Raw genomic sequence first — 24,295 nt, forward strand, 5'->3', positions numbered from 1 at the left:
GCTGCCGCGGCTGCTGGGGGCCAGCGGTAACTTCGAAATCATCATCTTTGGCCTGCTGATGATGGTGGTGCTGCAGCGCTACGCCGACGGGCTGTGGCCCACGCTGGCGGGCTGGGCACGGCGGCTGTTGGCGCACGGCTGGCCGGTGCGGCGGCTGTTGTGGCTGGGCTATGGCGCCATGGCGGTGGGGGCGCTGGGTACGTTCACCGCCCCGGCGCCGGTGGCCTATGCGGCGGTGCTGGCGTTTTCCGCGTTGGGGGGCTTGGTGCCGGGCACGTTGTTCCCGCTGGCGGTGCGGCTGGCGCCCAGCGCGGCGACCGTATCCACCACCGTGGGCTGGGTGCAGCAGTTGTCGTCGCTGGGGCAGTTTGTCGGCCCACCGCTGGTGGCATGGTGGGCCGCCCGCGTGGGCGGGTGGCAGTGGTCGTGGCTGTTCAACGCCGCGTGCTGCGCGCTGGGTGGCGGCTTGGCCGTGGCGCTGCACGCGCGCTGGCAACGCGCGCAGCCGGCGCCACAGCGCGGGGGGTAGGGGCACGATGGCTCGCTTACCCCGCCTGCGCGCCGCTGGCCACCTGCACCTGGTGGTGTGGCGGGGCCACAACGGCCAGCCGGTGGTGGCCGACGACACCGACGCCCACCGGCTGCTGGATGCGGTGGCCGAGCTGGCCGCGCGCGAGGGCGTGGCCTGGCACGGCTTTGCGCTGTTGCCCAACGAGGTATGGCTGCTGCTGACCCCCGCCACCGACGGCGCGCTGGGGCGGCTGATGCAAGGGGTGGGGCGGCGCTACGTTCGGCTCTACAACGACCGCCACGGGCGCCGCGGCACGCTGTGGGAGGGGCGCTACCGTGCGGCGGTGCTGGCGCCGGCGTGGGCGCTGCCGGCGCTGGTGCTGCTGGACACGCTGCCGCTGCAGCGGGGGCTGTGTGCCCAGCCCGACCACTACCGATGGAGCAGCTACCGCCACTACGCGGGGGAGCAGGCCTGGCGCGGGCTGCAGCCACCGGTGGCGTGGTGGACGCTGGGCGACACGCCCTTTGCGCGCGAGGCCGCCTACCGCCAGCGCGTGGCGCAGGGTTTGACGGCGACGCAACGCGACGCGCTGCGCCGTGCGGCGCTGCACGGCTGGCCGTTGGGCGACGATGCGTTTTTGGCGGCGTTGCAAACCGCCAGCGGACGGCGTGTGCAGCCAGCCCGCCCCGGGCGCCCGCGTAAAAGCCCAGCGCGCAACGACTCTGTCCCCAAATAAATGGATCAATTCCGCCAAGTTCCATAATCGTACTCCGACCCCAAATATTTTGGTTGCCGACACGCAACGGCTCCGCTATGCTTAGGGTATTCCCTCTTGTCACGAGCCAGGAGCATCAGCGTGAGCAACCACCAGCCCCCCGCCGAGCAGCGCGGCCTGTACGACGCTGCCTATGAACACGACGCCTGCGGCGTCGGCTTCGTGGCCCACATCAAGGGCCGCAAGAGCCACGACATCGTCACCCAGGCGCTCAAGATCCTGGAAAACCTCGACCACCGCGGGGCGGTGGGGGCCGACCCGCTGATGGGCGACGGCGCCGGCATCCTGATCCAAATCCCGGACCAGCTGTACCGCGAGGAAATGGCCAAGCAGGGCGTGACGCTGCCGCCGCCGGGCGAGTACGGCGTCGGCATGATCTTTTTGCCCAAGGAGCACGCCAGCCGCTTGGCCTGCGAGCAGGAGCTGGAGCGCGCCATCAAGGCCGAAGGGCAGGTGTTGCTGGGCTGGCGCGACGTGCCGGTCAACAAGGCCATGCCGATGTCGCCCGCGGTGCGCAAGACCGAGCCGGTGATCCGCCAGGTCTTCATCGGCCGCGGCAGCGACGTCATCGTGCAAGACGCGCTGGAGCGCAAGCTGTATGTGATCCGCAAGACCGCCAGCGCCGCCATCCAACGGCTGCAACTGACGCACAGCAAAGAGTATTACGTGCCCAGCATGAGCAGCCGCACGGTGGTGTACAAGGGGCTGCTGCTGGCCAACCAGGTGGGCGAGTACTACCTGGACTTGCAAGACCCGCGCTGCGTGTCGGCGCTGGGGCTGGTGCACCAGCGCTTTTCCACCAACACCTTCCCCGAGTGGCCGCTGGCGCACCCGTACCGCTACATCGCCCACAACGGCGAGATCAACACCGTCAAGGGCAACTACAACTGGATGCGCGCGCGCGAAGGCGTGATGAGCTCGCCGGTGCTGGGGCCGGACCTCAAAAAGCTGTACCCGATCAGCTTCGCGGGCCAGTCGGACACGGCCACGTTCGACAACTGCCTGGAGCTGCTGGCGATGGCCGGCTACCCGTTGGCGCACGCGATCATGATGATGATCCCCGAGCCGTGGGAGCAGCACACGCTGATGGACGAGCGCCGCCGCGCGTTTTACGAATACCACGCGGCGATGCTGGAGCCGTGGGACGGCCCGGCCTCGATCGTCTTCACCGACGGGCGCCAAATCGGGGCGACGCTGGACCGCAATGGCCTGCGGCCGTCGCGCTACTGCATCACCGATGACGACATGGTCATCATGGCCTCCGAGTCCGGTGTGCTGCCGGTGCCGGAGAGCAAGATCGTGCGCAAGTGGCGCTTGCAGCCGGGCAAGATGTTCCTGATCGACCTGGAGCAGGGGCGCATGATCGACGACGAGGAGATCAAGGCGCAGCTGTCCAACGCCAAGCCGTACAAGCAGTGGATCGAAAACCTGCGCATCCGGCTCGACGACGTCGAGCGCCCCGTGGCGGGTGACGACGAAGCCAGCGTCAAGGCGGTGGCCGACGAGTCGGCGCAGGCCGCGGTGGACACCGACCAGCAGTTGCTGGACCTGCAGCAGGCCTTTGGCTACACGCAGGAGGACATCAAATTCCTGATGGCGCCGATGGCGCAAAACGGCGAAGAGGGCGTGGGCTCGATGGGCAACGACAGCCCACTGCCGGTGCTGTCCGACCGCCCCAAGCCGCTGTACAACTACTTCAAGCAGTTGTTCGCGCAGGTCACCAACCCGCCGATCGACCCGATCCGCGAAGCGATCGTGATGTCGCTGGTGTCGTTCATCGGGCCCAAACCCAACCTGCTCGACATCAACCAGGTCAACCCGCCGATGCGGCTGGAGGTCAGCCAGCCGGTGCTGAACGAGGCCGACATGGCCAAGCTGCGCGACATCGAGCGGCGCACCGGTGGCAAGTTCCGCAGCGCCACGCTGGACATCACCTACCCCGTGGCCTGGGGCAAAGAAGGGGTGGAGGCCAAGCTGGCGTCGCTGTGCGCCGAGGCGGTGGACGCCATCCGCAGCGGCCGCAACATCCTGATCCTGAGCGACCACGGCGTCAACCGTGAGCGCGTGGCCATCCCGGCGCTGCTGGCGCTGTCGGCCGTGCACCAGCACCTGATCCGCGAAGGGCTGCGCACCGCCACCGGCTTGGTGGTGGAAACCGGCAGCGCGCGCGAGGTGCACCACTTCGCAGTGCTGGCCGGCTACGGCGCCGAGGCCGTGCACCCGTACCTGGCGCTGCAGACGATCCGCACCATCCACAAGGATTTGCCCGGCGAGCTCAGCGCCGACAAGGCCGTGGCCAACTACATCAAGGCGGTCGGCAAGGGCCTGTCGAAGATCATGTCGAAGATGGGTGTGTCCACCTACATGAGCTACTGCGGCGCGCAGCTGTTCGAGGCGGTGGGCATCAACAGCGCCACGATCGACAAGTACTTCACCGGCACGCCCAGCCGCGTCGAAGGCATCGGCGTGTTCGAAATCGCCGAGGAAGCCATCCGCTGGCACCAGCGCGCCTACAGCGACGACCCGCTGCTGCGCGAGATGCTCGACGTCGGCGGCGAGTACGCCTGGCGCGCCCGTGGCGAGGAGCACATGTGGACGCCGGATGCCATCGCCAAGCTGCAACACGCCACGCGCGCCGGCAACTACGCCACCTACAAGGAGTACGCGCAGATCATCAACGACCAGTCGCGCCGCCACATGACGCTGCGTGGGTTGTTCGAGTTCAAGGTCGATCCGGCCAAGGCGATCCCGATCGAGGAGGTCGAACCGGCCAGCGAAATCGTCAAGCGCTTTGCCACCGGTGCGATGTCACTGGGGTCGATCTCGACCGAAGCGCACACCACGCTGGCCATTGCGATGAACCGCATCGGCGGCAAGAGCAACACCGGCGAAGGCGGCGAAGACCCGGCGCGCTACCGCAACGAGCTCAAAGGCATCCCGATCCGCAAGGGCCAGACGGTGGGCTCGATCATTGGCCACGACAAGGTCGAGGTGGACTACGAGCTGCAAGACGGCGACAGCCTGCGCTCCAAGATCAAGCAAGTCGCCTCGGGCCGCTTTGGCGTCACCGCGGAGTACCTGGTCAGCGCCGACCAGATCCAGATCAAGATGGCGCAGGGCGCCAAGCCGGGCGAGGGTGGCCAGCTGCCGGGCTCCAAGGTCAGCCCCTACATCGGCTACCTGCGCTACTCGGTGCCGGGGGTGGGCCTGATCAGCCCGCCGCCGCACCATGACATTTACTCGATCGAGGACCTGGCGCAGCTGATCCACGACCTGAAAAACGTCAACCCGCGCGCCGACATCTCGGTCAAGCTGGTGGCCGAAGTGGGGGTGGGCACGATCGCCGCCGGCGTGGCCAAGGCCAAGGCCGACCACGTGGTCATCGCCGGGCACGACGGCGGCACGGGCGCGTCGCCGTGGTCGTCGATCAAGCACGCCGGTAGCCCGTGGGAAATCGGCCTGGCCGAAACGCAGCAAACGCTGGTGATGAACCGCCTGCGCGGGCGTATCCGCGTGCAGGTCGACGGCCAGATCAAGACCGGGCGCGACGTCGTCATCGGCGCGCTGCTGGGCGCCGATGAGTTTGGCTTTGCCACCGCGCCGCTGGTCGTCGAGGGCTGCATCATGATGCGCAAGTGCCACCTCAACACCTGCCCGGTGGGGGTGGCCACGCAAGATCCGGTGTTGCGCAAGAAATTTGCCGGCAAGCCCGAGCACGTCGTCAACTATTTCTTCTTCGTGGCCGAAGAGGTGCGCGCCATCATGGCGCAGCTGGGCATCCGCAAGTTCGATGACCTGATTGGCCGCACCGACTTGCTGGACATGAAAAAGGGCATCGCCCACTGGAAGGCCAAGGGTCTGGACTACAGCCGCCTGCTGGCGCAGCCCGACGTGCCGGCGGATGTGCCGCGCCGCCATGTGGAGGCGCAAGACCACGGCCTGCACAAGGCGCTGGACGTGCGCCTGATTGAAAAAGCCCGCCTGGCCATCGAGCGCGGCGAGAAGGTGCAGTTCATTGAGGCCGTGCGCAACGTCAACCGCACCGTCGGTGCGATGCTGTCCGGCGAGGTGACGCGCCACCACCCCGAAGGTCTGCCCGACGACACCATCCACATCCAGGTGGAAGGCACGGGTGGGCAGTCGTTTGGCGCCTTCCTCTGCAAGGGCATCACGCTGTACCTGATCGGTGACGCCAACGACTACACCGGCAAGGGCCTGTCGGGCGGCCGCATCGTCGTGCGGCCCAGCATCGACTTCCGCGGTGACGCGGGGCAGAACATCATCGTCGGCAACACGGTGCTCTACGGCGCTACGCGCGGCGAGGCGTTCTTCCGCGGCGTGGCGGGCGAGCGCTTCGCGGTGCGCCTGTCGGGTGCCACCGCCGTGGTGGAAGGCACCGGCGACCACGGCTGCGAATACATGACCGGCGGCACCGTGGTGGTGCTGGGCAAGACCGGGCGCAACTTTGCCGCCGGCATGAGCGGCGGCATCGCCTACGTCTACGACGAGGACGGGCTGTTTGCCAAGCGCTGCAACACGGCGATGGTGGCGCTCGACCGCGTGGTCACCAGCGCCGAACAAGAGGCGACCGTGGACCGCGCCGTCTGGCACCGCGGCCAGACCGACGAAGCCCAGCTGCGCCAGTTGCTGGAAGAACACCACCGCTGGACCGGCTCGACCAAGGCGCGCACCTTGCTGGACGACTGGGCCAGCGCGCGCGCGCGCTTCGTCAAGGTTTTCCCGCACGAGTACAAGCGGGCGCTGGCCGAGCTGGCCGGCAAGGGGGGCGACAAGCCCGCGGCACAGCCGGCGGCCAAGCCCGCGCGTGCCACGGCTTGACGGTTGCACCGACCACGCAAAGGATTCGACACCATGGGCAAGATCACCGGATTTCTGGAGTTCGAGCGGCTGGAAGAGGGCTACCAACCGCCGCAGGAGCGCGTCAAGCACTGGCGTGAGTTCGTCATCGGCCTGGACGACGCCCAGGCCAAGGTGCAAGGCGCGCGCTGCATGGACTGCGGCACGCCGTTTTGCAACAACGGCTGCCCGGTCAACAACATCATCCCGGACTTCAACGACCTGGTCTACCGCGGCGACTGGAAGCACGCCATCCAGGTGCTGCACAGCACCAACAACTTCCCCGAGTTCACCGGGCGCATTTGCCCGGCGCCGTGCGAGGCGGCGTGCGTGCTCAACATCAACAACGACCCGGTGGGCATCAAGTCCATCGAGCACGCCATTGCCGACCGCGCATGGAAGGAAGGCTGGGTGACGCCGCAGCCGCCCACCGCCAAGACCGGCAAAAAGGTGGCGGTGGTGGGCTCCGGGCCTGCGGGGCTGGCCGCTGCGCAGCAACTGGCGCGCGCCGGGCACGAGGTCACGGTGTTCGAGAAAAACGACCGCATTGGCGGCCTGCTGCGCTACGGCATCCCGGACTTCAAGCTGGAAAAGTGGCTGATCGACCGCCGCATCGAGCAGATGCAGGCCGAGGGTGTCACCTTCCGCACCCGCGTGCTGGTGGGGCGGCTACCCGAAGGCAGCAAGGTCAACAACGACGCGCGCGAAACGATCGAGCCGCAGCAGTTGCTGGCCGAGTTCGACGCCGTGCTGCTGTGCGGCGGCGCCGAGCAACCGCGCGACCTGCCCGTGCCGGGTCGCGAGCTGGACGGCATCCATTTCGCGATGGAGTTTTTGCCGCAGCAAAACAAGGTCAACGCCGGCGACAAGCTCAAAAAGCAGATCCGCGCCGACGGCAAGCACGTCATCGTCATCGGTGGCGGCGACACCGGCAGCGACTGCGTGGGAACCTCCAACCGCCATGGTGCGGCCAGCGTGACCCAGTTCGAAGTCATGCCGATGCCGCCCGAAAAGGAAAACAAGCCGCTGACCTGGCCGTACTGGCCACTGAAGCTGCGCACCAGCTCCAGCCACGAAGAGGGCTGCCAGCGCGAGTTCGCCATCGCCACCAAGGCGTTCGTCGGCAAGGGCGGCAAGGTCACCGGGGTGCAGACCGTGCACGTCGAAATGAAGGACGGCAAGTTGGTCGAAATCCCGGGCACCGAAAAGGAGTACAAGGCCGACCTGGTGCTGTTGGCCATGGGCTTTGTGTCGCCGGTGGCCACGGTGCTGGAGGCGTTTGGCGTGGAGCGCGATGCGCGCGGCAACGCCAAGGCCAGCACCGACGAGGTGGGCGGCTACGCCACCAACGTCCCCAAGGTGTTTGCCGCCGGTGACATGCGCCGCGGCCAGTCGCTGGTGGTGTGGGCCATCCGCGAAGGCCGCCAGGCCGCGCGCGCGGTGGACGAGTACCTGATGGGTGCCAGCCTGCTGCCGCGCTGACCTGTGCGGCGGCCCCGCGGGGCCACCGCGCCGACGCGGCTGCGGCTGATCCCTTATGATCGGGCCGACCCTGCGTCGGCCTTTTTGATCGTTGTTGCGTATGAGCACCGAGCCCCTCGTCGAACTGCGTGACGTCACCTTCGGGTATGACGAGCGCATCGTGCTCGACCGCATCAGCTTGCACGTGCCGCGGGGCCAGGTGACGGTCATCATGGGCGCCTCGGGTGGCGGCAAGACGACCGTGCTGCGCCTCATCGGCGGCTTGGTGCGCGCCCAGCACGGCCAGGTGTGTTTCGACGGTCAGGATGTGGGCGCGCTGGACCGCAAGGGCCTGTACGCGGCGCGGCGGCGCATGGGCATGCTGTTTCAGTACGGCGCGCTGTTCACCGATTTGTCGGTGTTCGACAACGTGGCCTTCCCGCTGCGTGAGCACACCCGCTTGCCCGAGCCACTGATCCGCGACATCGTGCTGATGAAGCTGCACGCCGTGGGCCTGCGCGGCGCGCGCGACCTGATGCCCGCGGCGCTGTCGGGCGGCATGGCGCGCCGGGTGGCGCTGGCGCGCGCCATCGCGCTGGACCCCGAGTTGATCATGTATGACGAGCCGTTTGCGGGGCTGGATCCGATCTCGCTGGGCACCGCCGCGCGCCTGATCCGCCAGCTCAACGACACGCTGGGGCTCACCAGCATCATGGTGTCGCATGATCTGGACACCGCCTTTGCCGTGGCCGACCACATGGTGGTGTTGGCCAACGGGCGGGTGGCGGTGCAGGGCACGCCCGACGAGGTGCGCCGCTGCCCGGACCCGTTGGTGCAGCAATTCATCACCGCCGCGCCCGAGGGGCCGGTGCATTTTCACTACGCCGCCCCGGCCGTGGCCGAGGACTACGGTCCGGAGGCAGCGCGATGAAGGGGGTGTCGATGCTGGCGGCGTTGGGTGCGGCGGTGCGCGGCAAGCTGGCGGATCTGGGCTGGGGGGCGCGGCTGCTGTTGCGGTTGCTGGCGGGATGCCCCCAGGCGTTGCGGCGCTTTGGCCTGGTGCGCGATCAAATCCACTTTCTGGGCAACCACTCGCTGTCGATCATCACTGTCTCCGGCTTGTTCGTCGGCTTCGTGCTCGGGTTGCAGGGCTACTACACGTTGCAGCGCTACGGCTCGGCCGAATCGCTCGGGCTGCTGGTGACGCTGAGCTTGGTGCGCGAGCTCGGCCCGGTGGTGACAGCGCTGCTGTTTGCCGGCCGCGCGGGTACGTCGCTGACGGCGGAGATCGGCCTCATGAAAGCCGGCGAACAGCTCAGCGTGATGGAGATGATGGCGGTCGACCCCATCGACCGCGTGCTGGCGCCGCGCTTCGTGGCCGGGGTGGTGGCGCTGCCATTGCTGGCGGCGGTGTTCAGCAGCATGGGCATCGTTGGTGGCTGGATCGTCGGGGTGCCCATGATCGGTGTCGATGGCGGGGCGTTTTGGAGCCAGGTGCAAAGTGGCGTGGACGTGTGGTCTGACGTCGGCAACGGCATCATCAAGAGCGTGGTGTTCGGGATCGCGGTGACCTTCATCGCGCTGCTGCAGGGCTTCGAGTCGCACCCGACGCCCGAGGGGGTGTCGCGCGCCACCACCCGCACGGTGGTGATGGCGTCGCTGACGGTGCTGGGGTTGGACTTCATTCTGACCGCGCTGATGTTTACGGTATGAGGTACGTGCATGCAACGGTCCAAAGTCGATGTGTGGGTGGGGTTGTTCGTGCTGCTGGGGGCGCTGGCCGTGCTGTTTTTGGCGTTGCAGGCGGCCAACCTGCTGCAGCTGAGCTGGCAGTCCACCTACCGGGTCACGGCGCTGTTTGACAACGCCGGCTCGCTCAAGCCGCGCGCGGCCGTGCGCAGCGCCGGTGTGACCGTGGGGCGGGTGGAGTCGGTCACGTTCGACGATCGCACGTTTCAGGCTCGCGTGGTGTTGGCGCTGGAAAAGCGCTATGCTTTCCCCAAAGACAGTTCGTTCAAAATCCTCACCAGCGGCTTGTTGGGCGAGCAGTACGTCGGCATCGAGCCCGGCGGGGCGGACGCCAACCTGGCCGATGGCGACGTGGTCACGCGCACCCAGTCGGCCCTGGTGCTGGAAAACTTGATCGGCCAGTTCCTGTTCAACAAAGCGGCCGAGATGGGAGGGGAAGGGAAATGACCATGCACACCCGACGCTGCCTGCCCGAGCGCCGCGCGACGGCGGGGCTGCTGCTGGGCGCGGCGTTGACGCTGGGGGGCTGCGCCACGGGGCCGCAAGCGCACCCGGCCGATCCGCTGGAGCCGTTCAACCGGGGCGTCTTTCAATTCAACGAGGCGGTGGACGCGGCGGTGCTCAAGCCCGTGGCCACGGGTTACACCCACGTGGTGCCCAGCCCCGTGCGCACCGGCGTGCGCAACTTCTTCGCCAACTGGCGCGACCTGTGGTCGGCCGTCAACGCTGTGCTGCAGGCGCGCCCGCAGCCAGCGGCGGAAAACACCATGCGCTTTGCCGTCAACACCGTGTTCGGGTTGGGCGGCCTGTTGGACATTGCCACCGAAATGGGCATCCCGCGCACGACGCTGGACTTTGGTCACACGCTGGGGCGCTGGGGGGTGCCCGCCGGCCCATACCTGGTGTTGCCGCTGTTGGGGCCGTCCAGCGTGCGCGAAACGGTCGCGCTGCCGGTGGACCACCGCGGCGATGCGGTGGCGCAGGGCATCGACGACGTGGCCACGCGCAACTCCGCCCAAGGCTTGCGGGTGGTGGACACGCGCGCGGGGTTGCTGCGCGCCGGCGATTTGTTGGAACAGGCCGCGCTGGACAAGTACAGCTTCACGCGCGACGCCTACCTGGCGCGGCGCCAGCGCCAGGTGCAAGCCACGCGCGGCGAGGACGATGACACCGATTGATTGGGGCGCTGCCGCGCTGTTGCGGATGTCAGCAGGTGTAACGACCGGGGAACGACGGCCGACCCCGGAGGTCAACCCAACCATGGACAAGCTTATGATGACCACGATGGACCCCGCGGTGGCCACGCGCCGCCGTTGGCTGGCCGCCCTGGCCCTCGGCGCGGCCGCTTGGGCCTGGGCGCCGGCGGCCCGTGCGCAAACGCTGGAGGCGCCCGACGCCCTGATCCAGCGCGTGGCGACCGAGGTGTTCGACACCGTCAAGCGCGACCCGGCCCTGCGTGCGGGCGACGTCGCCCGCATCAGCGCGCTGGTCGACACCAAGCTGATGCCGCACGTGGACTTTGAGCGCATGACGGCCTCGGCCGTGGGGCGCTTTTGGCGCAGCGCCACGCCGGAGCAGCGCCAGCGCCTGATGGCCGAATTCAAGACGCTGTTGGTGCGCACCTACTCGGGGGCGCTGACCCAGATCAACGACCAGACCCTGGTCGTGCGGCCGCTGCGCGCCGCTGCCGACGCTACCGAGGTGGTGGTGCGCTCCGAAATCCGCGGCAAGGGCGAACCGGTCCAGCTCGACTACCGGCTGGTGCGCACGCCCCAAGGCTGGAAGGTGTACGACCTCAACGTGATGGGGGTGTGGCTGGTGGACACCTACCGCACGCAGTTCGCGCAAGAGATCAACGCCCGCGGCATCGACGGTCTGATTGCCACGTTGGCCGAGCGCAACCGCAGCAATGCCCAGCGTTCTTGAGGCCACCTTGCCGGCGCTGCCGGCGGTGCTGACGCACGAGCAGGCCCCGCGCTGGTTGGCCGACGCCGAGCGTGCGCTGGCGTCCCTGCCCGCGGGGGCCACCGCGGTGGTGTCGGCCGCCGCGTTGCAGGGGTTCGACTCGTCGGCGCTGGCGGTGTTGCTGGCGCTGCGCCGCGCTGCCTTGCGGCGTGGGTTGGGGTGGCGTGTCGAGGGTTTACCCCCGAAGCTGCGCACGCTGGCCGAGGTGTACGGGGTGGCCGAACTGCTGCCGGGGTAGAATGCCCGGTTCGATGTCCGCCGTTACCTTTGAGCAGGTCAGCAAGCAGTTCCGCACCTCGCGTGGGGTGCTGCAGGCGCTCGACCAGGTCTCCTTCACCATCGAGCCCGGGGAATTTTTTGGCCTGTTGGGTCCCAACGGTGCGGGCAAAACCACGCTGATCAGTATCCTGGCGGGGTTGAGCCGACCCAGCACCGGGCGGGTGACCGTCGCGGGGGTTGACGTGCACGCGCAGCCGCTGCAGGCGCGCCGCCGGCTAGGCGTCGTGCCGCAGGAACTGGTGTTCGACCCCTTTTTCACCGTGCGCGAGGCGCTGCGCTTTCAGTCCGGCTACTTCGGTTTGCCGCGCAACGACGATTGGATCGACGAGCTGCTGGCCGGGTTGGGCCTGCGCGACAAGGCCGACACCAACATGCGCCAGCTCTCCGGTGGCATGAAGCGGCGCGTGATGGTGGCGCAGGCGCTGGTGCACCGTCCGCCGGTCATCGTGTTGGATGAGCCGACCGCCGGGGTGGACGTCGAGCTACGCCAGAGCCTGTGGGCGTTCATCGCGCAGCTCAACCGGCAGGGCAGCACGGTGCTGCTGACCACGCACTACCTCGAAGAAGCCGAGGCGCTGTGCACGCGCATTGCCATGCTACGCGCGGGGCGCGTGGTGGCGCTGGAGCGCACGGCGGCGCTGCTGCAGCGTTTTTCGGCGCACGTGGTGCGCTTCAAAACCGACCAGGCGCTGCCGCCGGCGCTGGCCGCGCGGGCGCGGGTGACCGGGCGCATCGCCCAGATCAAAGTGCATGACGCGCTGGAGGTGGAGCAGGTGCTGGCCACACTGCGCCAGGCCGGCGTGGTGTTGGAGGACGTCGAGGTGCACAAGGCCGACCTGGAAGACGTCTTTTTGGAGCTGATGGCCCAGCGGCGGCAGGAGGCGGTGGCATGAGCGGCTGGCGCGCCCTGTTCGTCAAGGAGGTGCTGCGCTTTTGGAAGGTGGCCTTCCAGACGGTGGCCGCGCCGATCGTGACGGCGTTGCTGTACCTGCTGATTTTTGGCCATGTGCTCGAAGAGCACGTGCAGGTGTACGACGGTGTGTCCTACACAGCGTTTTTGCTGCCTGGACTGGCGATGATGAGCCTGCTGCAAAACGCGTTTGCCAACAGCTCGTCCAGCCTGATCCAGAGCAAAATCATGGGCAACCTGGTGTTCGTGCTGGTGGCGCCGCTGTCGCACTGGGCGTGGTTGGTTGCCTACGTCGGCTCGTCGGTGCTGCGCGGTCTGGTGGTGGGCGGCGGCGTGCTGCTGGTGACGGCCTGGTTCGCGCCGCTGCGCTGGGCGCACCCGGGCTGGATCCTGACGTTTGCCGTGCTCGGCGCGGCGCTGATGGGGTCGCTCGGCGTCATCGCCGGGCTGTGGGCCGAAAAGTTCGACCAGATGGCGGCGTTCCAAAATTTCATCATCATGCCGATGACGTTTTTGTCCGGCGTGTTTTACTCCATCCACTCGCTGCCGCCGGTGCGGCAGGCGGTCAGCCACCTCAACCCGTTTTTCTACATGATCGACGGGGCACGCTACGGCTTTTTTGGCGTCAGCGACGTCTCGCCTTGGCTCAGCTTGGCGGTGGTGTCGGTGGCGTTGCTGGGGGTGGCGGGGCTGACCGTGCACCTGTTGCGCATCGGCTACAAAATCCGCCACTGAACCAGCCGCGGGGCTTCGTCCCTTGGCCTGAACCGTTGGCATCGACCCTGGTTGCACCATGACCGCTGAACAACTTCGCAGCCTCATCGCCGCCGGCTTGCCGTGCGAGCACCTGGACGTCTCGGGCGACGGCCGCCACTGGTACGCCACGGTGGTGTCGCCGGCCTTCGAGGGCAAGCGCCCCGTGCAGCGCCACCAAATGGTCTACGCGACGCTGGGGCAGCGGCTGCACACCGACGAGGTGCACGCGCTGTCGATGAAGACGCTGACGCCGGCGGAATGGCGCGCGCAAGCGGAGAGCGCGCGTGGATAAGCTGCGCATCCGTGGCGGCCAGCGGTTGCACGGCGAGGTCACCATCTCGGGCGCCAAAAACGCGGCATTGCCCGAGCTGTGCGCCGTCCTACTGACCGAGGAGGTGGTGACGCTGCGCAACGTGCCGCGGCTGCGCGACGTGGCGACGATGCGTGCGTTGCTGCAGGGCATGGGTGTGCGTGTGGACACGCTGGGCCAGCGGGGCGGCCTGCAACTGCAGGCGGCGCACCCGCTGCAACCGCTGGCGCCGTACGAGCTGGTGCGCACGATGCGCGCCTCGATCCTGGTGCTGGGGCCGTTGCTGGCGCGCTGCGGCCACGCGCGCGTGTCGCTGCCAGGCGGGTGCGCGATCGGCGCGCGGCCGGTCGACCAGCACATCCGCGGCTTGCAGGCCATGGGGGCCGAGATCACGGTCGAGCATGGCTACATCGAGGCCCGTCTGCCGCCAGGGCGCAGCCGTCTGCGCGGCGCGCGCATCACCACCGACATGGTCACCGTCACCGGCACCGAAAACCTGCTGATGGCCGCCGCGTTGGCCGACGGTGAAACCGTGCTGGAAAACGCCGCGCAGGAGCCCGAAGTGGTCGATCTGGCCGAGTTGTTGATCGCGATGGGCGCGCGCATCGAAGGCCACGGCACCAGCCGCATCCACGTGCAGGGGGTGCACGCCCTGCACGGCGCCGAGCACCACGTCGTGGCCGACCGCATCGAGGCGGGGACCTTTTTGTGCGCCGTGGCGGCCACCGGTGGGCAAGTGCGCTTGCACGCCGCGCGCGCCGACCACCTGGACGCTGTTATCGACAAACTGCTGGCCGCCGGGGCGCAGGTGCAGGCCGACGCGGGTGGCATCGAGGTGCGCTCGCCGGGCGGCGCCGCGCTGCAAGCGCAGAGTTTTCGCACCACCGAGTACCCCGGCTTCCCGACCGACATGCAGGCGCAGCTCATGGCGCTCAACTGCGTCGCCCAGGGTCCCAGCGCCGTCACCGAAACCATTTTCGAAAACCGCTTCATGCACGTGCAGGAGCTGGTGCGGCTGGGCGCGCGCATCCGCATCGACGGACGCACGGCCTTCGTCGAAGGGGGGCAGCGCCTGTCCGGCGCCGCGGTGATGGCCACCGACCTGCGGGCCTCGGCCAGTCTGGTCATCGCGGGCCTGGTGGCCGACGGCGAGACGGTGGTGGACCGCATCTACCACCTGGACCGCGGCTACGATCAAATGGAAATCAAGCTGCGCGCGCTGGGCGCCGACATCGAGAGGGTGGCATGAGCACCGACACACTGACGCTGGCCCTGTCCAAGGGCCGCATCTTCGACGAGACGTTGCCGCTGCTGCGCGCCGCCGGCATCGAGGTGCTGGAGGATCCGCAGACCTCACGCAAGCTGATCCTGCCCACCAACCGCCCTGGCGTGCGCGTGGTGCTGGTGCGCGCCACCGACGTGCCGACCTACGTCGAGCACGGGGGGGCCGACCTCGGGGTGTGCGGCAAGGACACGTTGATCGAGCACGCCGCCGCCTGGGGTGGCAGCGCCCACGTCGGGCTGTACGAGCCGCTGGACCTGGGCATCGCGCGCTGCCGCATGAGCGTGGCGGTGCCGGCGGAGTTTGATTACGTGCGCGCGGTACACCAGGGCGCGCGGCTGCGCGTGGCCACCAAATACGTGGCCATCGCGCGCGAGTTCTTCGCCGCCAAGGGCGTGCACGTGGACCTGATCAAACTGTACGGCAGCATGGAGCTGGCGCCGCTGACGGGCCTGGCCGACGCCATCGTGGACCTGGTGTCGACGGGCAATACGCTCAAGGCCAACCGGCTGGTCGAGGTCGAGCGCATCATGGACATTTCGTCGCGCCTGGTCGTGCGACCGGCTTCGCTGAAGGTCAAAGGTGCGCTGATTCGCCCGCTGCTGGACGCTTTCGCGCAGGCCTTGGGGCACGCCGCGCCCCAACCCTGAGCGCTGTTGAACCGTGGTTGTCTCCCTGGCCCCACGTCTAGCCCGTCACCCGTTACCATGGCCTCTATGAACGCCACCGAACCGCCCACCGCCCGCCCCCTGCGGCTGGACACCGCCCAGTCCGATTTTGAAGCGACGTTTGCGCAGCGCCTGCACTGGAGCGCCGATACCGACGCGGCGTTCGAAGCGCGCGTGGCTGACATCCTGGCCGACGTGCGCGCGCGCGGCGACGCAGCGGTGCTGGACTACACGCAGCGCTTCGACGCGCTGCCCGCGGCCAGCGTGGCCGAGCTCGAAATCGACCCGGCCACGCTGCGCGCGGCGTTCGAAGCGCTGCCCGCTGCGCAGCGCGACGCGCTGCAGCAAGCCGCGGCACGCATCCGGCGCTACCACGAAGCGCAGCTCGAAGCGTGCGGCCGTTCGTGGCAGTACCGCGACGACGACGGCACGCTGCTGGGGCAAAAGGTCACGCCGCTGGACCGCGTTGGCATTTACGTGCCGGGTGGCAAGGCCGCCTACCCCAGCAGTGTGTTGATGAATGCCATCCCGGCCCACGTGGCGGGGGTCGGCGAGATCATCATGGTCGTGCCCACGCCGCGCGGCGAGCGCAACATGCTGGTGCTGGCGGCGGCGCACGTGGCGGGGGTCACGCGCGCGTTCACCATTGGCGGCGCGCAGGCGGTGGCGGCGCTGGCCTACGGCACCGCCACGGTGCCGCCCGTCGACAAAATCACCGGCCCTGGCAACGCCTACGTTGCCGCGGCCAAGCGGCGCGTGTTTGGCACCGTGGGCATCGACATGATCGCCGGCCCCAGCGAAATCCTGGTGTTGGCCGACGGCAGCACGCCGCCCGATTGGGTGGCGATGGACCTGTTTTCCCAGGCCGAGCACGACGAGTTGGCACAGTCGATCCTGCTGTGCCCGGATGCTGCCTACCTCGACGCCGTGCAAGCGGCCATCGACCGCTTGCTGCCGACGCTGCCGCGCGCGGCCATCATCGCCGCCAGCCTCAACGGCCGCGGCATGCTGGTGCGCACCCGCAGCATGGAAGAGGCCTGCGCGCTGAGCAACCGCATCGCGCCGGAGCACCTGGAAGTCGCCAGCCGCGAGCCGCAGCGCTGGGAGCCGCTGCTGAAGCACGCTGGCGCCATCTTTCTGGGCGCCTACACCAGCGAAAGCCTGGGCGACTACTGCGCCGGCCCCAACCACGTGCTGCCCACCAGCGGCACGGCGCGCTTTTCCAGCCCGCTGGGCGTGTACGACTTCCAAAAGCGCTCCAGCCTCATCGAAGTCAGCGCCGACGGCGCGCAACGCCTGGGCCGCATCGCCTCGGTGCTGGCGCACGGCGAGGGGCTGCAGGCGCACGCCCGCGCGGCCGAGCTGCGTCTGGAGGACCAGCCATGAGCCGCACCGCCCAGGCGCTGGCGCGCATCCGGCGCGACGTGCAGGGCATGCACGCCTACGCGATCCAGGACGCCACCGGCCTGATCAAGCTGGACGCGATGGAAAACCCCTACGCGCTGCCGCCGGCGCTGCAGCGGGCGTTGGGCGAGCGGCTGGGGCGTGTGCCGATCCACCGCTACCCCGGGCCGCGCATCGACGACCTCAAGCGTGCGCTGGCGGCGTTCGTCGGCCTGCCCGAAGGCGCCGCGCTGATGCTGGGCAACGGCTCCGACGAGCTCATCAGCCTGCTGGCCATGGCGTGCGACACGCCCGGCGCGACGATCCTGGCGCCGCTGCCGGGCTTTGTGATGTACGAGATGTCGGCGCGGCTGCAAGGCTTGCGCTTTGTGGGCGTGCCGCTGACCGCCGACTTTGCGCTGGACGAAGCGGCGATGCACGCGGCGATCGCGCGCGAGCGGCCCGCGATCACGTACCTGGCCTACCCCAACAACCCCACCGCCAACCTGTGGGATGCGGGTGTCATGCGCCGCCTCATCGATGCCGTGGCCGACGTCGGCGGGTTGGTCGTCATCGACGAGGCGTACCAGCCCTTTGCCAGCCACACCTGGCTCGACGTCTGGCGCGCCGAGCCGCACGCGCACGGGCACGTGCTGATCATGCGCACGCTGTCCAAATTCGGGCTGGCGGGGGTGCGGCTGGGGTACCTGATCGGCGCCGCGGCGCTGGTGGCCGAACTCGACAAGGTGCGCCCGCCCTACAACGTCAGCGCGCTCAACGCCGAGTGCGCGCTGTTTGCGCTGGAGCACGCCGACGAGTACGCGCGCCAGGCGGCGGCCATCCGTGCCGAGCGCGCGCGTCTGATGGCCGCGCTGGCGGCGCTGCCCGGCGTGCAGGTGTACCCCAGCGAGGCCAACATGATCCTGGTGCGTGTGCCGCACGCCACACGCGCCTTCGCTGGCTTGCGCCAGCGCGGCGTGTTGGTCAAGAATGTTTCTACAATGCACCCGTTGCTGGCCAACTGTCTGCGCCTGACGGTGGGCACGCCCGCCGAAAACGACGCGCTGCTGGCCGCGCTGGCACCTTCGCTATGACCACCCTGCCTACCGCGCCCGCCGCTGCTGCCCGCACCGCCGAGGTGCAGCGTGTGACGGCCGAAACCCGCATCCACGTGCGCGTCAACCTGGACGGCGCGGGCACAAGCCGCCTGCACACGGGCATCGGCTTCTTTGACCACATGCTCGATCAGATCGCCCGCCACGGCCTCATCGACCTTGAGGTGCAGTGCGAAGGTGACCTGCACATCGACGGCCACCACACGGTGGAAGACGTCGGCATCACGCTGGGCCAGGCGCTGGCGCGCGCGGTGGGCGACAAGCGCGGCATCCGTCGCTATGGCCACGCCTACGTCCCGCTGGACGAGGCGTTGTCGCGCGTCGTCATCGACTGGTCGGGCCGACCGGGCCTGCACCTGGACGTGCGCTTCACCGCGGCGATGATCGGCCAGTTCGACACGCAACTGGTGCACGAGTTTTTCCAGGGCTTGGTCAACCACGCCGGCGTCACGCTGCACATCGACAACCTCAAGGGCCACAACGCCCACCACCAGTGCGAAACGATCTTCAAGGCGTTTGCGCGCGCGCTGCGCGCCGCCGTGGAGCGCGATCCTCGCCTGGGCGACGCGGTGCCTTCTACCAAAGGCAGTTTGTGAGTCTGTGTGGCCGCGCGCACCCCGAGGTGAACCGATGAGCTTGACGCCCCGGCGTGAAAAGGTCGCCGTTGTGGACTACGGCATGGGCAACCTGCGCTCGGTGGCGCAGGCGGTCATCCATGCGGCGCTGGCCACCGACCACGTGGACGTCGTCGTCACCGACAACCCCCAGGTGGTGCGCGACGCGCACCGCGTCGTGCTGCCGGGCCAAGGTGCCATGCCGGATTGCATGGCCGAGCTGCAGCGCAGCGGCCTGCGCGACGCCGTGCTGCACGCAGCCGCCACCAAGCCGCTGTTTGGCGTGTGCGTGGGCATGCAAATGCTGCTGGAGCACTCCGAAGAGGGCGACACCCCGGGCCTGGGCCTGATCCCGGGGCGGGTGGTGCGTTTCCGGCTCGAAGGCCAGCGTCAGCCCGACGGCAGCCGCTTCAAGGTGCCGCAAATGGGCTGGAACCGGGTCTGGTATGGCTTCGAGCACGGCGGCAGCGAAGCCGCGGCGGCCCACCCGCTGTGGGCGGGCATACCGGACGGCAGCTACTTTTATTTCGTGCACAGCTACCACGCCCACCCGGCCGACCCCGCGCACGCGGCTGGCATGACGGACTACGGTGTGCGCTTTGCCAGCGCGATCGCGCGCGACAACCTGTTTGCCACCCAGTTTCACCCCGAAAAAAGCGCCGCCCAGGGCTTGGCGCTGTACCGCAACTTTCTGCACTGGAACCCTTGAATCCCCGCCGCGAGTCAACGCCATGCTGCTGATCCCCGCCATCGACCTGAAAGACGGCCAATGCGTGCGCCTCAAGCAAGGCGACATGGAGCAGTCCACCGTGTTCAGCGACGACCCCGCCGCGATGGCGCGCCATTGGGTCGAGCTGGGTGCGCAACGGCTGCATCTGGTGGACCTCAACGGCGCCTTTGCTGGCAAGCCGAAGAACGAAGCCGCCATCCGCAGCATCCTGCGCGAAGTCGGCGACGAGGTCGATGTGCAGCTCGGCGGGGGCATTCGCGACCTCGACACCATCGAGCGCTACCTGGACGCGGGGCTGCGCTACGTCATCATTGGCACCGCCGCGGTCAAAAACCCGGGCTTTTTGCACGACGCCTGCACCGCGTTTGGCGGGCACATCATCGTCGGGCTCGACGCCAAGGACGGCAAAGTGGCCACCGACGGTTGGAGCAAACTCACCGGGCACGAGGTGGTGGACCTGGCGCGCAAATTCGAAGACTACGGCGTCGAGGCCATCATCTACACCGACATCGGGCGCGACGGCATGCTGACCGGCCTTAACATCGACGCCACGGTGCGGCTGGCGCAGACGCTCACCATCCCCGTCATCGCTTCGGGCGGGCTGTCCAGCCTGGACGATATCCGCCGCCTGTGCGAGGTCGAGTCCGAGGGGGTCGAGGGCGTCATCTGTGGTCGTGCCATCTACAGCGGCGAGCTGGACTTTGCCGCCGCGGTGCGGCTGGCCGACGAGCTCAGCGCCTGAGGCGACGATGCTGGCCAAGCGCATCATCCCCTGTCTGGACGTCACCGGTGGCCGGGTCGTCAAAGGCGTCAACTTCGTCGAGCTGCGTGACGCCGGCGACCCGGTCGAAATCGCCGCACGCTACAACGAGCAGGGCGCCGACGAGCTGACCTTCCTCGACATCACCGCCACCAGCGACGGGCGCGACCTGATCCTGCCGATCATCGAGGCGGTGGCTTCGCAAGTCTTCATCCCTCTGACGGTGGGCGGCGGCGTGCGCACCGTCGAAGACGTGCGCCGTCTGCTCAACGCGGGCGCCGACAAGGTCAGCTTCAACTCGGCGGCGATCGCCAACCCCCAGGTCATCCGCGACGCCGCCGGCAAATACGGTTCGCAGTGCATCGTCGTGGCGATCGACGCCAAGCGGCGCAGCGCCGACGATGCGCAGCGCCCCGGGCCCCACGGCCAGCCCGTGGGGCCGGGGTGGGACGTGTACTCGCACGGCGGGCGCAAAAACACGGGGCTGGACGCCGTGACCTGGGCGCGGCAGATGGCCGCCTACGGCGCCGGCGAAATCCTGCTGACCAGCATGGACCGCGACGGCACCCAGGCCGGCTTTGACCTGGCGTTGACGCGCGCCGTCAGCGACGCGGTGGACGTGCCGGTCATCGCCTCAGGGGGCGTGGGCAACCTGGACCACCTGGTCGATGGCATCCGTGTCGGCGGGGCCGATGCGGTGCTGGCCGCCAGCATCTTCCACTACGGTACCTATACGATCGCGCAGGCCAAGCAGCGGCTGGCCGAAGCGGGCATCCCCGTGCGGTGGTAGCCGTGGGTGCGCGCGGCGGGCGTGGTACGCTTACGCCCATGGATTGGCTGGACGAGGTGCGCTGGGACGCGCAAGGCTTGGTGCCGGTGGTGGCGCAGGAGCGCGACAGCGGCGACGTGCTGATGGTGGCCTGGATGAACCGCGAGGCGCTGCAAAAGACCGCGCAGCTGGGCCGCGCCGTGTACTGGAGCCGCTCGCGCGGCAAGCTGTGGTACAAGGGCGAAGAGTCCGGCCACGTGCAACAGGTGCACGATATCCGCCTGGACTGCGACGGCGACGTGGTGCTGCTCAAGGTCACGCAACTGGGGCACACGCCGGGCATCGCTTGCCACACCGGCCGGCATTCGTGCTTTTACCAGCGGCTGGACGTTGCGCAGGGGCGCTGGCAGGCCGTCGATCCGGTGCTCAAAGAGCCCGAAACCATCTACCGTTGACCCGATGAACGCCCCTGCCCACGCCCAATCCCCGTTGGATGTGCTGCTGCGCCTGGCCGCCGTCATCGACGGCCGCAAGCCCAGCGCCGGTGGCGACCCCGAGCGCAGTTACGTCGCGCGGCTGCTGCACAAGGGGCCGGATGCTTTTTTGAAAAAGGTCGCCGAGGAAGCCGGCGAAGTGGTGATGGCCGCCAAGGACCTGCAGCACGGCACCGGCAGCCCCCAGGCGCTGGTGGGCGAGGTGGCCGACCTGTGGTTCCACAGCATGATTGCGCTGGCCCACTTTGGCCTCGGGCCGGCCGACGTGGTGGCCGAGCTGGCCCGCCGCGAGGGCCTGTCGGGGCTGGAAGAAAAGGCGCTGCGCCAGGCCCGCGCGCGCGAGGCCGACGCCGCCTCGCGCCCCACGTGAACCTTGCCCAGGAGCTGCCATGGCCCACGACCCCGACATCGTCGACGTCACACCCACGCGCATGGTGCCCGGCCCGGATGCCGAACGCCTGGCCAGCCTGCGGCAATTGACCTTGGTCGTCTACGTGCTGTACGCGCTGTCATGGTTTGTGGGCATCACGGCGCTGGTGGCCATCATCATCAACCACGTCAAGCGTGACGACGTGGCCGGCACGCTGTACGAGAGCCACTTCACCTGGCAGATCCGCACCTTTTGGTGGGGCCTGCTGTGGGCCATCGTGGGCGCAGTGACGCTGATGATCGGCGTCGGTTTTGTGATCCTGGCGGCCGATTTCGTCTGGACGCTGTACCGGCTGGTCAAGGGCTTTTTGTACTGGAACGACCGCAAGCCCTTGCCGGTTTGACCCTCCTTGCCACCTGCTTGCACCATGAACGCGGACCCGAACTGCATTTTTTGCAAAATCATCGCCGGCCAGATCCCAAGCCGTAAGGTGTACGAGGACGACGAGCTGTACGCCTTTCACGACATCCACCCGTGGGCGCCGGTGCACTTTTTGATCGTGCCCAAGCAGCACATCCCGTCGATGGCGCAGTTGGCGCCCGAGCACGAGCGCCTGATGGGGCGCCTGATGGTGCTGGCGCCGCGGCTGGCCCTGGAGCAGGGGTGTCAGCCCTACCCGCAGGGCGGCTTTCGCATCGTGTGCAACACCGGCGAGCACGGAGGCCAGGAGGTGCACCACCTGCACGTGCACGTCATCGGTGGCCCGCGCCCATGGCGCAAGGGCTGATGCGCACGGTGCGCGCTTGCGGCACAATCGCATACCCCCGTGGGTGCCAACGAACCCGCGCGAGGTCCTAGAATCCAAGGTTGAACCGGGGTCGCGCATGGCCCCGCCAGATGGAGTCGGTTATGGGTAGTTTTTCGATTTGGCACTGGCTGGTGGTGCTGCTGATCGTGGTGCTGGTGTTTGGCACCAAAAAGCTCAAGAACCTGGGCTCCGACTTGGGCGCCGCCGTCAAGGGCTTCAAGGATGGCATGGCGCAGGGCAGCACACCCGAGACGAGCGCCCCTGCGCCCCAGGTGACGGCCGACAAGCAAGTCACCGACAAGACCACCATCGACGTCGACGCCAAGACCAAGTCGTGAGCACGCCTGACCCTGCAGGCGTGAGGCGCCGTGTTGGTGCGGATGGGTTGAGCCTGTCATGATCGACCTGGGCATTTCCAAGCTGGCCCTCATTGGGGTGGTGGCGCTGGTCGTCATCGGCCCCGAGAAGCTGCCGCGCGTGGCCCGCACGGTGGGCGCGCTGCTGGGCAAGGCGCAGCGCTACGTCGCCGAGGTCAAGGCCGAGGTCAACCGCAGCATCGAGCTCGAAGAGCTCAAGCGCATGAAGGAATCGGTGGAAAAGACCGCGCGCGAAGTCGAAACGCAGGTCAGCTCGACCGCCGCCGACTTCGAGCGCGAATGGTCGCAGGTGACCGCCGGGCTTGAGAGTGCCAGCGCCCCGGCGCCCGACGTCAGCGCCGATTTGGCCGCGCTGGGCAGCCCGCTGTACCCCGAGTACAAGCGCCCGAAAAAGAATTTCCGCCTCAAACGGCAGGCCGTGCCGCAGTGGTACAAGGCGCGCGCCGGGGTGCGCCGCTACGCGTTGTCTGGCGCGGCGCGCGTGGCGCGCTACCGCCCCAAGACACTTCCCCGCTGAGACGTCATGGCCGACCCACGCCCCGAGCACCCCGACGACAAGCTGGCCGACACCGAGCAGCCGTTCGTGGTGCACCTGATGGAGCTGCGCGACCGCATCCTGTACGCCCTGTACGGCGTCGGGGCGGCGATGGCGTTGCTGGCCATTTGGCCCGGCCCCAGCGGCCTGATCGACCTCATCGCCACCCCCATCCGGGCGCACATGCCACCCGACGCACGGCTGATCGCCGTGGGCGTGTTCACGCCGTTTTTCGTGCCACTGAAGGTGCTGATGATGGCCGGGCTGCTGCTGGCGCTGCCGTGGGTCATCTACCAGATTTGGGCGTTCGTGGCGCCGGGCTTGTACAGCCACGAAAAGCGCTTCGCCCTGCCGCTGATCATCATCGGCAGCGCGCTGGCCTACCTGGGCATCGCGTTCGTGCAGTTTTTCGTGCTGGACAAGATGTTTGCCTTCATCCAGGGGGTGACCCCGGCCAGCGTCAACGCCACACCCGACATCGCCTCGTACGTGGAGGCGATCTTGTCGCTGTACCTGGCTTTTGGGCTGGCCTTCCAGGTGCCGGTGGTGGTGATGCTGCTGGTGCGCTTCGAGATGGTCACGGTGGACAAGCTCAAGTCCTTCCGCGGCTACTTCATCGTCATCGCCTTCATCATCGCTGCCGTGGTCACACCGCCGGACGTGATTTCGCAAATCGCGCTGGCGGTGCCGATGACGCTGCTGTACGAGCTGGGCATCTGGGGCTCGATCTGGTACGCGCGCATCAGCCGCGCGCCGGATGCCGATGCACCGGCCTCACCGTCGTCCGGCGATTGAGCCACGGCGCGCCGCATCGACC

27 protein-coding genes and 1 pseudogene are annotated in these 24,295 nt (G+C 68.3%); all 28 read left to right on the forward strand.

The features are described 5' to 3' along the window. Positions 1-529: pseudogene (locus Taqua_RS13255) on the forward strand (MFS transporter); the annotation flags it as partial. Positions 530-536: 7 nt separating this feature from the next. Then, complete coding sequence (locus Taqua_RS10350) at positions 537-1,247, forward strand: transposase (RefSeq protein WP_144326584.1); 711 nt, start codon at positions 537-539, stop codon at positions 1,245-1,247. A gap of 120 nt (positions 1,248-1,367) precedes the next feature. Next, entirely contained in the window at positions 1,368-6,125 is a 4,758-nt protein-coding gene (locus Taqua_RS10355) for a glutamate synthase-related protein (protein WP_246094690.1), read from the forward strand. 33 nt (positions 6,126-6,158) lie between these two features. Then, the gene (locus Taqua_RS10360; RefSeq protein WP_144326585.1) at positions 6,159-7,625 is read left to right on the forward strand and encodes a glutamate synthase subunit beta; all 1,467 of its coding nucleotides are present in this window, start codon (positions 6,159-6,161) and stop codon (positions 7,623-7,625) included. 100 nt (positions 7,626-7,725) lie between these two features. Further along, entirely contained in the window at positions 7,726-8,535 is an 810-nt protein-coding gene (locus tag Taqua_RS10365) for an ABC transporter ATP-binding protein (RefSeq protein WP_068606159.1), read from the forward strand. Further along, complete coding sequence (gene mlaE, locus Taqua_RS10370; protein ID WP_144326586.1) at positions 8,532-9,317, forward strand: lipid asymmetry maintenance ABC transporter permease subunit MlaE; 786 nt, start codon at positions 8,532-8,534, stop codon at positions 9,315-9,317. The genes Taqua_RS10365 and mlaE overlap by 4 nt, the downstream gene beginning before the upstream one ends. 9 nt (positions 9,318-9,326) lie before the next feature. Beyond that, entirely contained in the window at positions 9,327-9,800 is a 474-nt protein-coding gene (mlaD, locus tag Taqua_RS10375) for an outer membrane lipid asymmetry maintenance protein MlaD (protein WP_144326587.1), read from the forward strand. Positions 9,801-9,802: 2 nt separating this feature from the next. After that, entirely contained in the window at positions 9,803-10,531 is a 729-nt protein-coding gene (locus tag Taqua_RS10380) for an MlaA family lipoprotein (protein ID WP_144326588.1), read from the forward strand. An 82-nt stretch (positions 10,532-10,613) separates the two neighbouring features. Beyond that, positions 10,614-11,279 (forward strand): MlaC/ttg2D family ABC transporter substrate-binding protein, encoded by a 666-nt coding sequence (locus Taqua_RS10385; protein ID WP_246094691.1) that lies wholly within the window; start codon positions 10,614-10,616, stop codon positions 11,277-11,279. Further along, entirely contained in the window at positions 11,263-11,556 is a 294-nt protein-coding gene (locus Taqua_RS10390; protein ID WP_144326589.1) for an STAS domain-containing protein, read from the forward strand. Before Taqua_RS10385 ends, Taqua_RS10390 begins: the two co-directional genes overlap by 17 nt. Positions 11,557-11,569: 13 nt before the next feature. Further along, positions 11,570-12,490, forward strand: coding sequence for an ABC transporter ATP-binding protein (locus Taqua_RS10395; protein ID WP_144326590.1), 921 nt, complete (start codon positions 11,570-11,572; stop codon positions 12,488-12,490). Further along, positions 12,487-13,242, forward strand: a complete 756-nt coding sequence (locus Taqua_RS10400) for an ABC transporter permease (RefSeq protein ID WP_144326591.1) — start codon at positions 12,487-12,489, stop codon at positions 13,240-13,242. Before Taqua_RS10395 ends, Taqua_RS10400 begins: the two co-directional genes overlap by 4 nt. A 58-nt stretch (positions 13,243-13,300) precedes the next feature. Beyond that, positions 13,301-13,555: a BolA family protein gene (locus Taqua_RS10405; protein ID WP_144326592.1), complete on the forward strand. Its 255-nt coding sequence runs from the start codon at positions 13,301-13,303 to the stop codon at positions 13,553-13,555. Then, complete coding sequence (gene murA / locus Taqua_RS10410; RefSeq protein WP_144326593.1) at positions 13,548-14,822, forward strand: UDP-N-acetylglucosamine 1-carboxyvinyltransferase; 1,275 nt, start codon at positions 13,548-13,550, stop codon at positions 14,820-14,822. Before Taqua_RS10405 ends, murA begins: the two co-directional genes overlap by 8 nt. Further along, positions 14,819-15,505: an ATP phosphoribosyltransferase gene (hisG, locus tag Taqua_RS10415; protein WP_144326594.1), complete on the forward strand. Its 687-nt coding sequence runs from the start codon at positions 14,819-14,821 to the stop codon at positions 15,503-15,505. Before murA ends, hisG begins: the two co-directional genes overlap by 4 nt. Positions 15,506-15,571: 66 nt before the next feature. Next, entirely contained in the window at positions 15,572-16,909 is a 1,338-nt protein-coding gene (gene hisD, locus Taqua_RS10420) for a histidinol dehydrogenase (protein WP_144326595.1), read from the forward strand. Next, the gene (gene hisC / locus Taqua_RS10425; RefSeq protein WP_144326596.1) at positions 16,906-18,000 is read left to right on the forward strand and encodes a histidinol-phosphate transaminase; all 1,095 of its coding nucleotides are present in this window, start codon (positions 16,906-16,908) and stop codon (positions 17,998-18,000) included. Before hisD ends, hisC begins: the two co-directional genes overlap by 4 nt. After that, positions 17,997-18,617, forward strand: coding sequence for an imidazoleglycerol-phosphate dehydratase HisB (hisB, locus tag Taqua_RS10430; RefSeq protein WP_144326597.1), 621 nt, complete (start codon positions 17,997-17,999; stop codon positions 18,615-18,617). The genes hisC and hisB overlap by 4 nt, the downstream gene beginning before the upstream one ends. A gap of 34 nt (positions 18,618-18,651) precedes the next feature. After that, positions 18,652-19,344: an imidazole glycerol phosphate synthase subunit HisH gene (hisH, locus tag Taqua_RS10435; protein WP_144326598.1), complete on the forward strand. Its 693-nt coding sequence runs from the start codon at positions 18,652-18,654 to the stop codon at positions 19,342-19,344. Between the two features lie 22 nt (positions 19,345-19,366). Beyond that, positions 19,367-20,107 (forward strand): 1-(5-phosphoribosyl)-5-[(5-phosphoribosylamino)methylideneamino]imidazole-4-carboxamide isomerase, encoded by a 741-nt coding sequence (gene hisA, locus Taqua_RS10440; RefSeq protein WP_144326599.1) that lies wholly within the window; start codon positions 19,367-19,369, stop codon positions 20,105-20,107. A 7-nt stretch (positions 20,108-20,114) separates the two neighbouring features. Then, positions 20,115-20,915, forward strand: coding sequence for an imidazole glycerol phosphate synthase subunit HisF (gene hisF / locus Taqua_RS10445; protein WP_144326600.1), 801 nt, complete (start codon positions 20,115-20,117; stop codon positions 20,913-20,915). 38 nt (positions 20,916-20,953) lie between these two features. After that, complete coding sequence (gene hisI / locus Taqua_RS10450) at positions 20,954-21,349, forward strand: phosphoribosyl-AMP cyclohydrolase (RefSeq protein WP_144326601.1); 396 nt, start codon at positions 20,954-20,956, stop codon at positions 21,347-21,349. 4 nt (positions 21,350-21,353) lie between these two features. Continuing rightward, the gene (locus tag Taqua_RS10455) at positions 21,354-21,758 is read left to right on the forward strand and encodes a phosphoribosyl-ATP diphosphatase (protein WP_144326602.1); all 405 of its coding nucleotides are present in this window, start codon (positions 21,354-21,356) and stop codon (positions 21,756-21,758) included. Positions 21,759-21,777: 19 nt separating this feature from the next. Then, complete coding sequence (locus Taqua_RS10460; RefSeq protein WP_246094692.1) at positions 21,778-22,161, forward strand: DUF4870 family protein; 384 nt, start codon at positions 21,778-21,780, stop codon at positions 22,159-22,161. Positions 22,162-22,185: 24 nt separating this feature from the next. Further along, positions 22,186-22,545 carry a histidine triad nucleotide-binding protein gene (locus Taqua_RS10465; protein WP_132961999.1) on the forward strand — a complete coding sequence of 120 codons (360 nt, stop codon included), beginning with the start codon at positions 22,186-22,188 and terminating at the stop codon, positions 22,543-22,545. A gap of 122 nt (positions 22,546-22,667) precedes the next feature. Next, on the forward strand, positions 22,668-22,904 hold the full coding sequence (tatA, locus tag Taqua_RS10470; protein ID WP_144326603.1) for a Sec-independent protein translocase subunit TatA: 237 nt from the start codon (positions 22,668-22,670) through the stop codon (positions 22,902-22,904). A gap of 58 nt (positions 22,905-22,962) precedes the next feature. Further along, a complete protein-coding gene (gene tatB, locus Taqua_RS10475) occupies positions 22,963-23,460 on the forward strand; it encodes a Sec-independent protein translocase protein TatB (RefSeq protein ID WP_132961997.1) in 498 nt (165 codons plus the stop codon). A 6-nt stretch (positions 23,461-23,466) separates the two neighbouring features. Beyond that, positions 23,467-24,273, forward strand: coding sequence for a twin-arginine translocase subunit TatC (gene tatC / locus Taqua_RS10480; RefSeq protein ID WP_144326604.1), 807 nt, complete (start codon positions 23,467-23,469; stop codon positions 24,271-24,273). The last annotated feature ends 22 nt before the right edge of the window (positions 24,274-24,295 follow it).

The sequence above is a fragment of the Tepidimonas aquatica genome, assembly GCF_007556585.1.
In the GTDB taxonomy this organism is placed as follows: Bacteria; Pseudomonadota; Gammaproteobacteria; order Burkholderiales; family Burkholderiaceae_C; genus Tepidimonas; species Tepidimonas aquatica.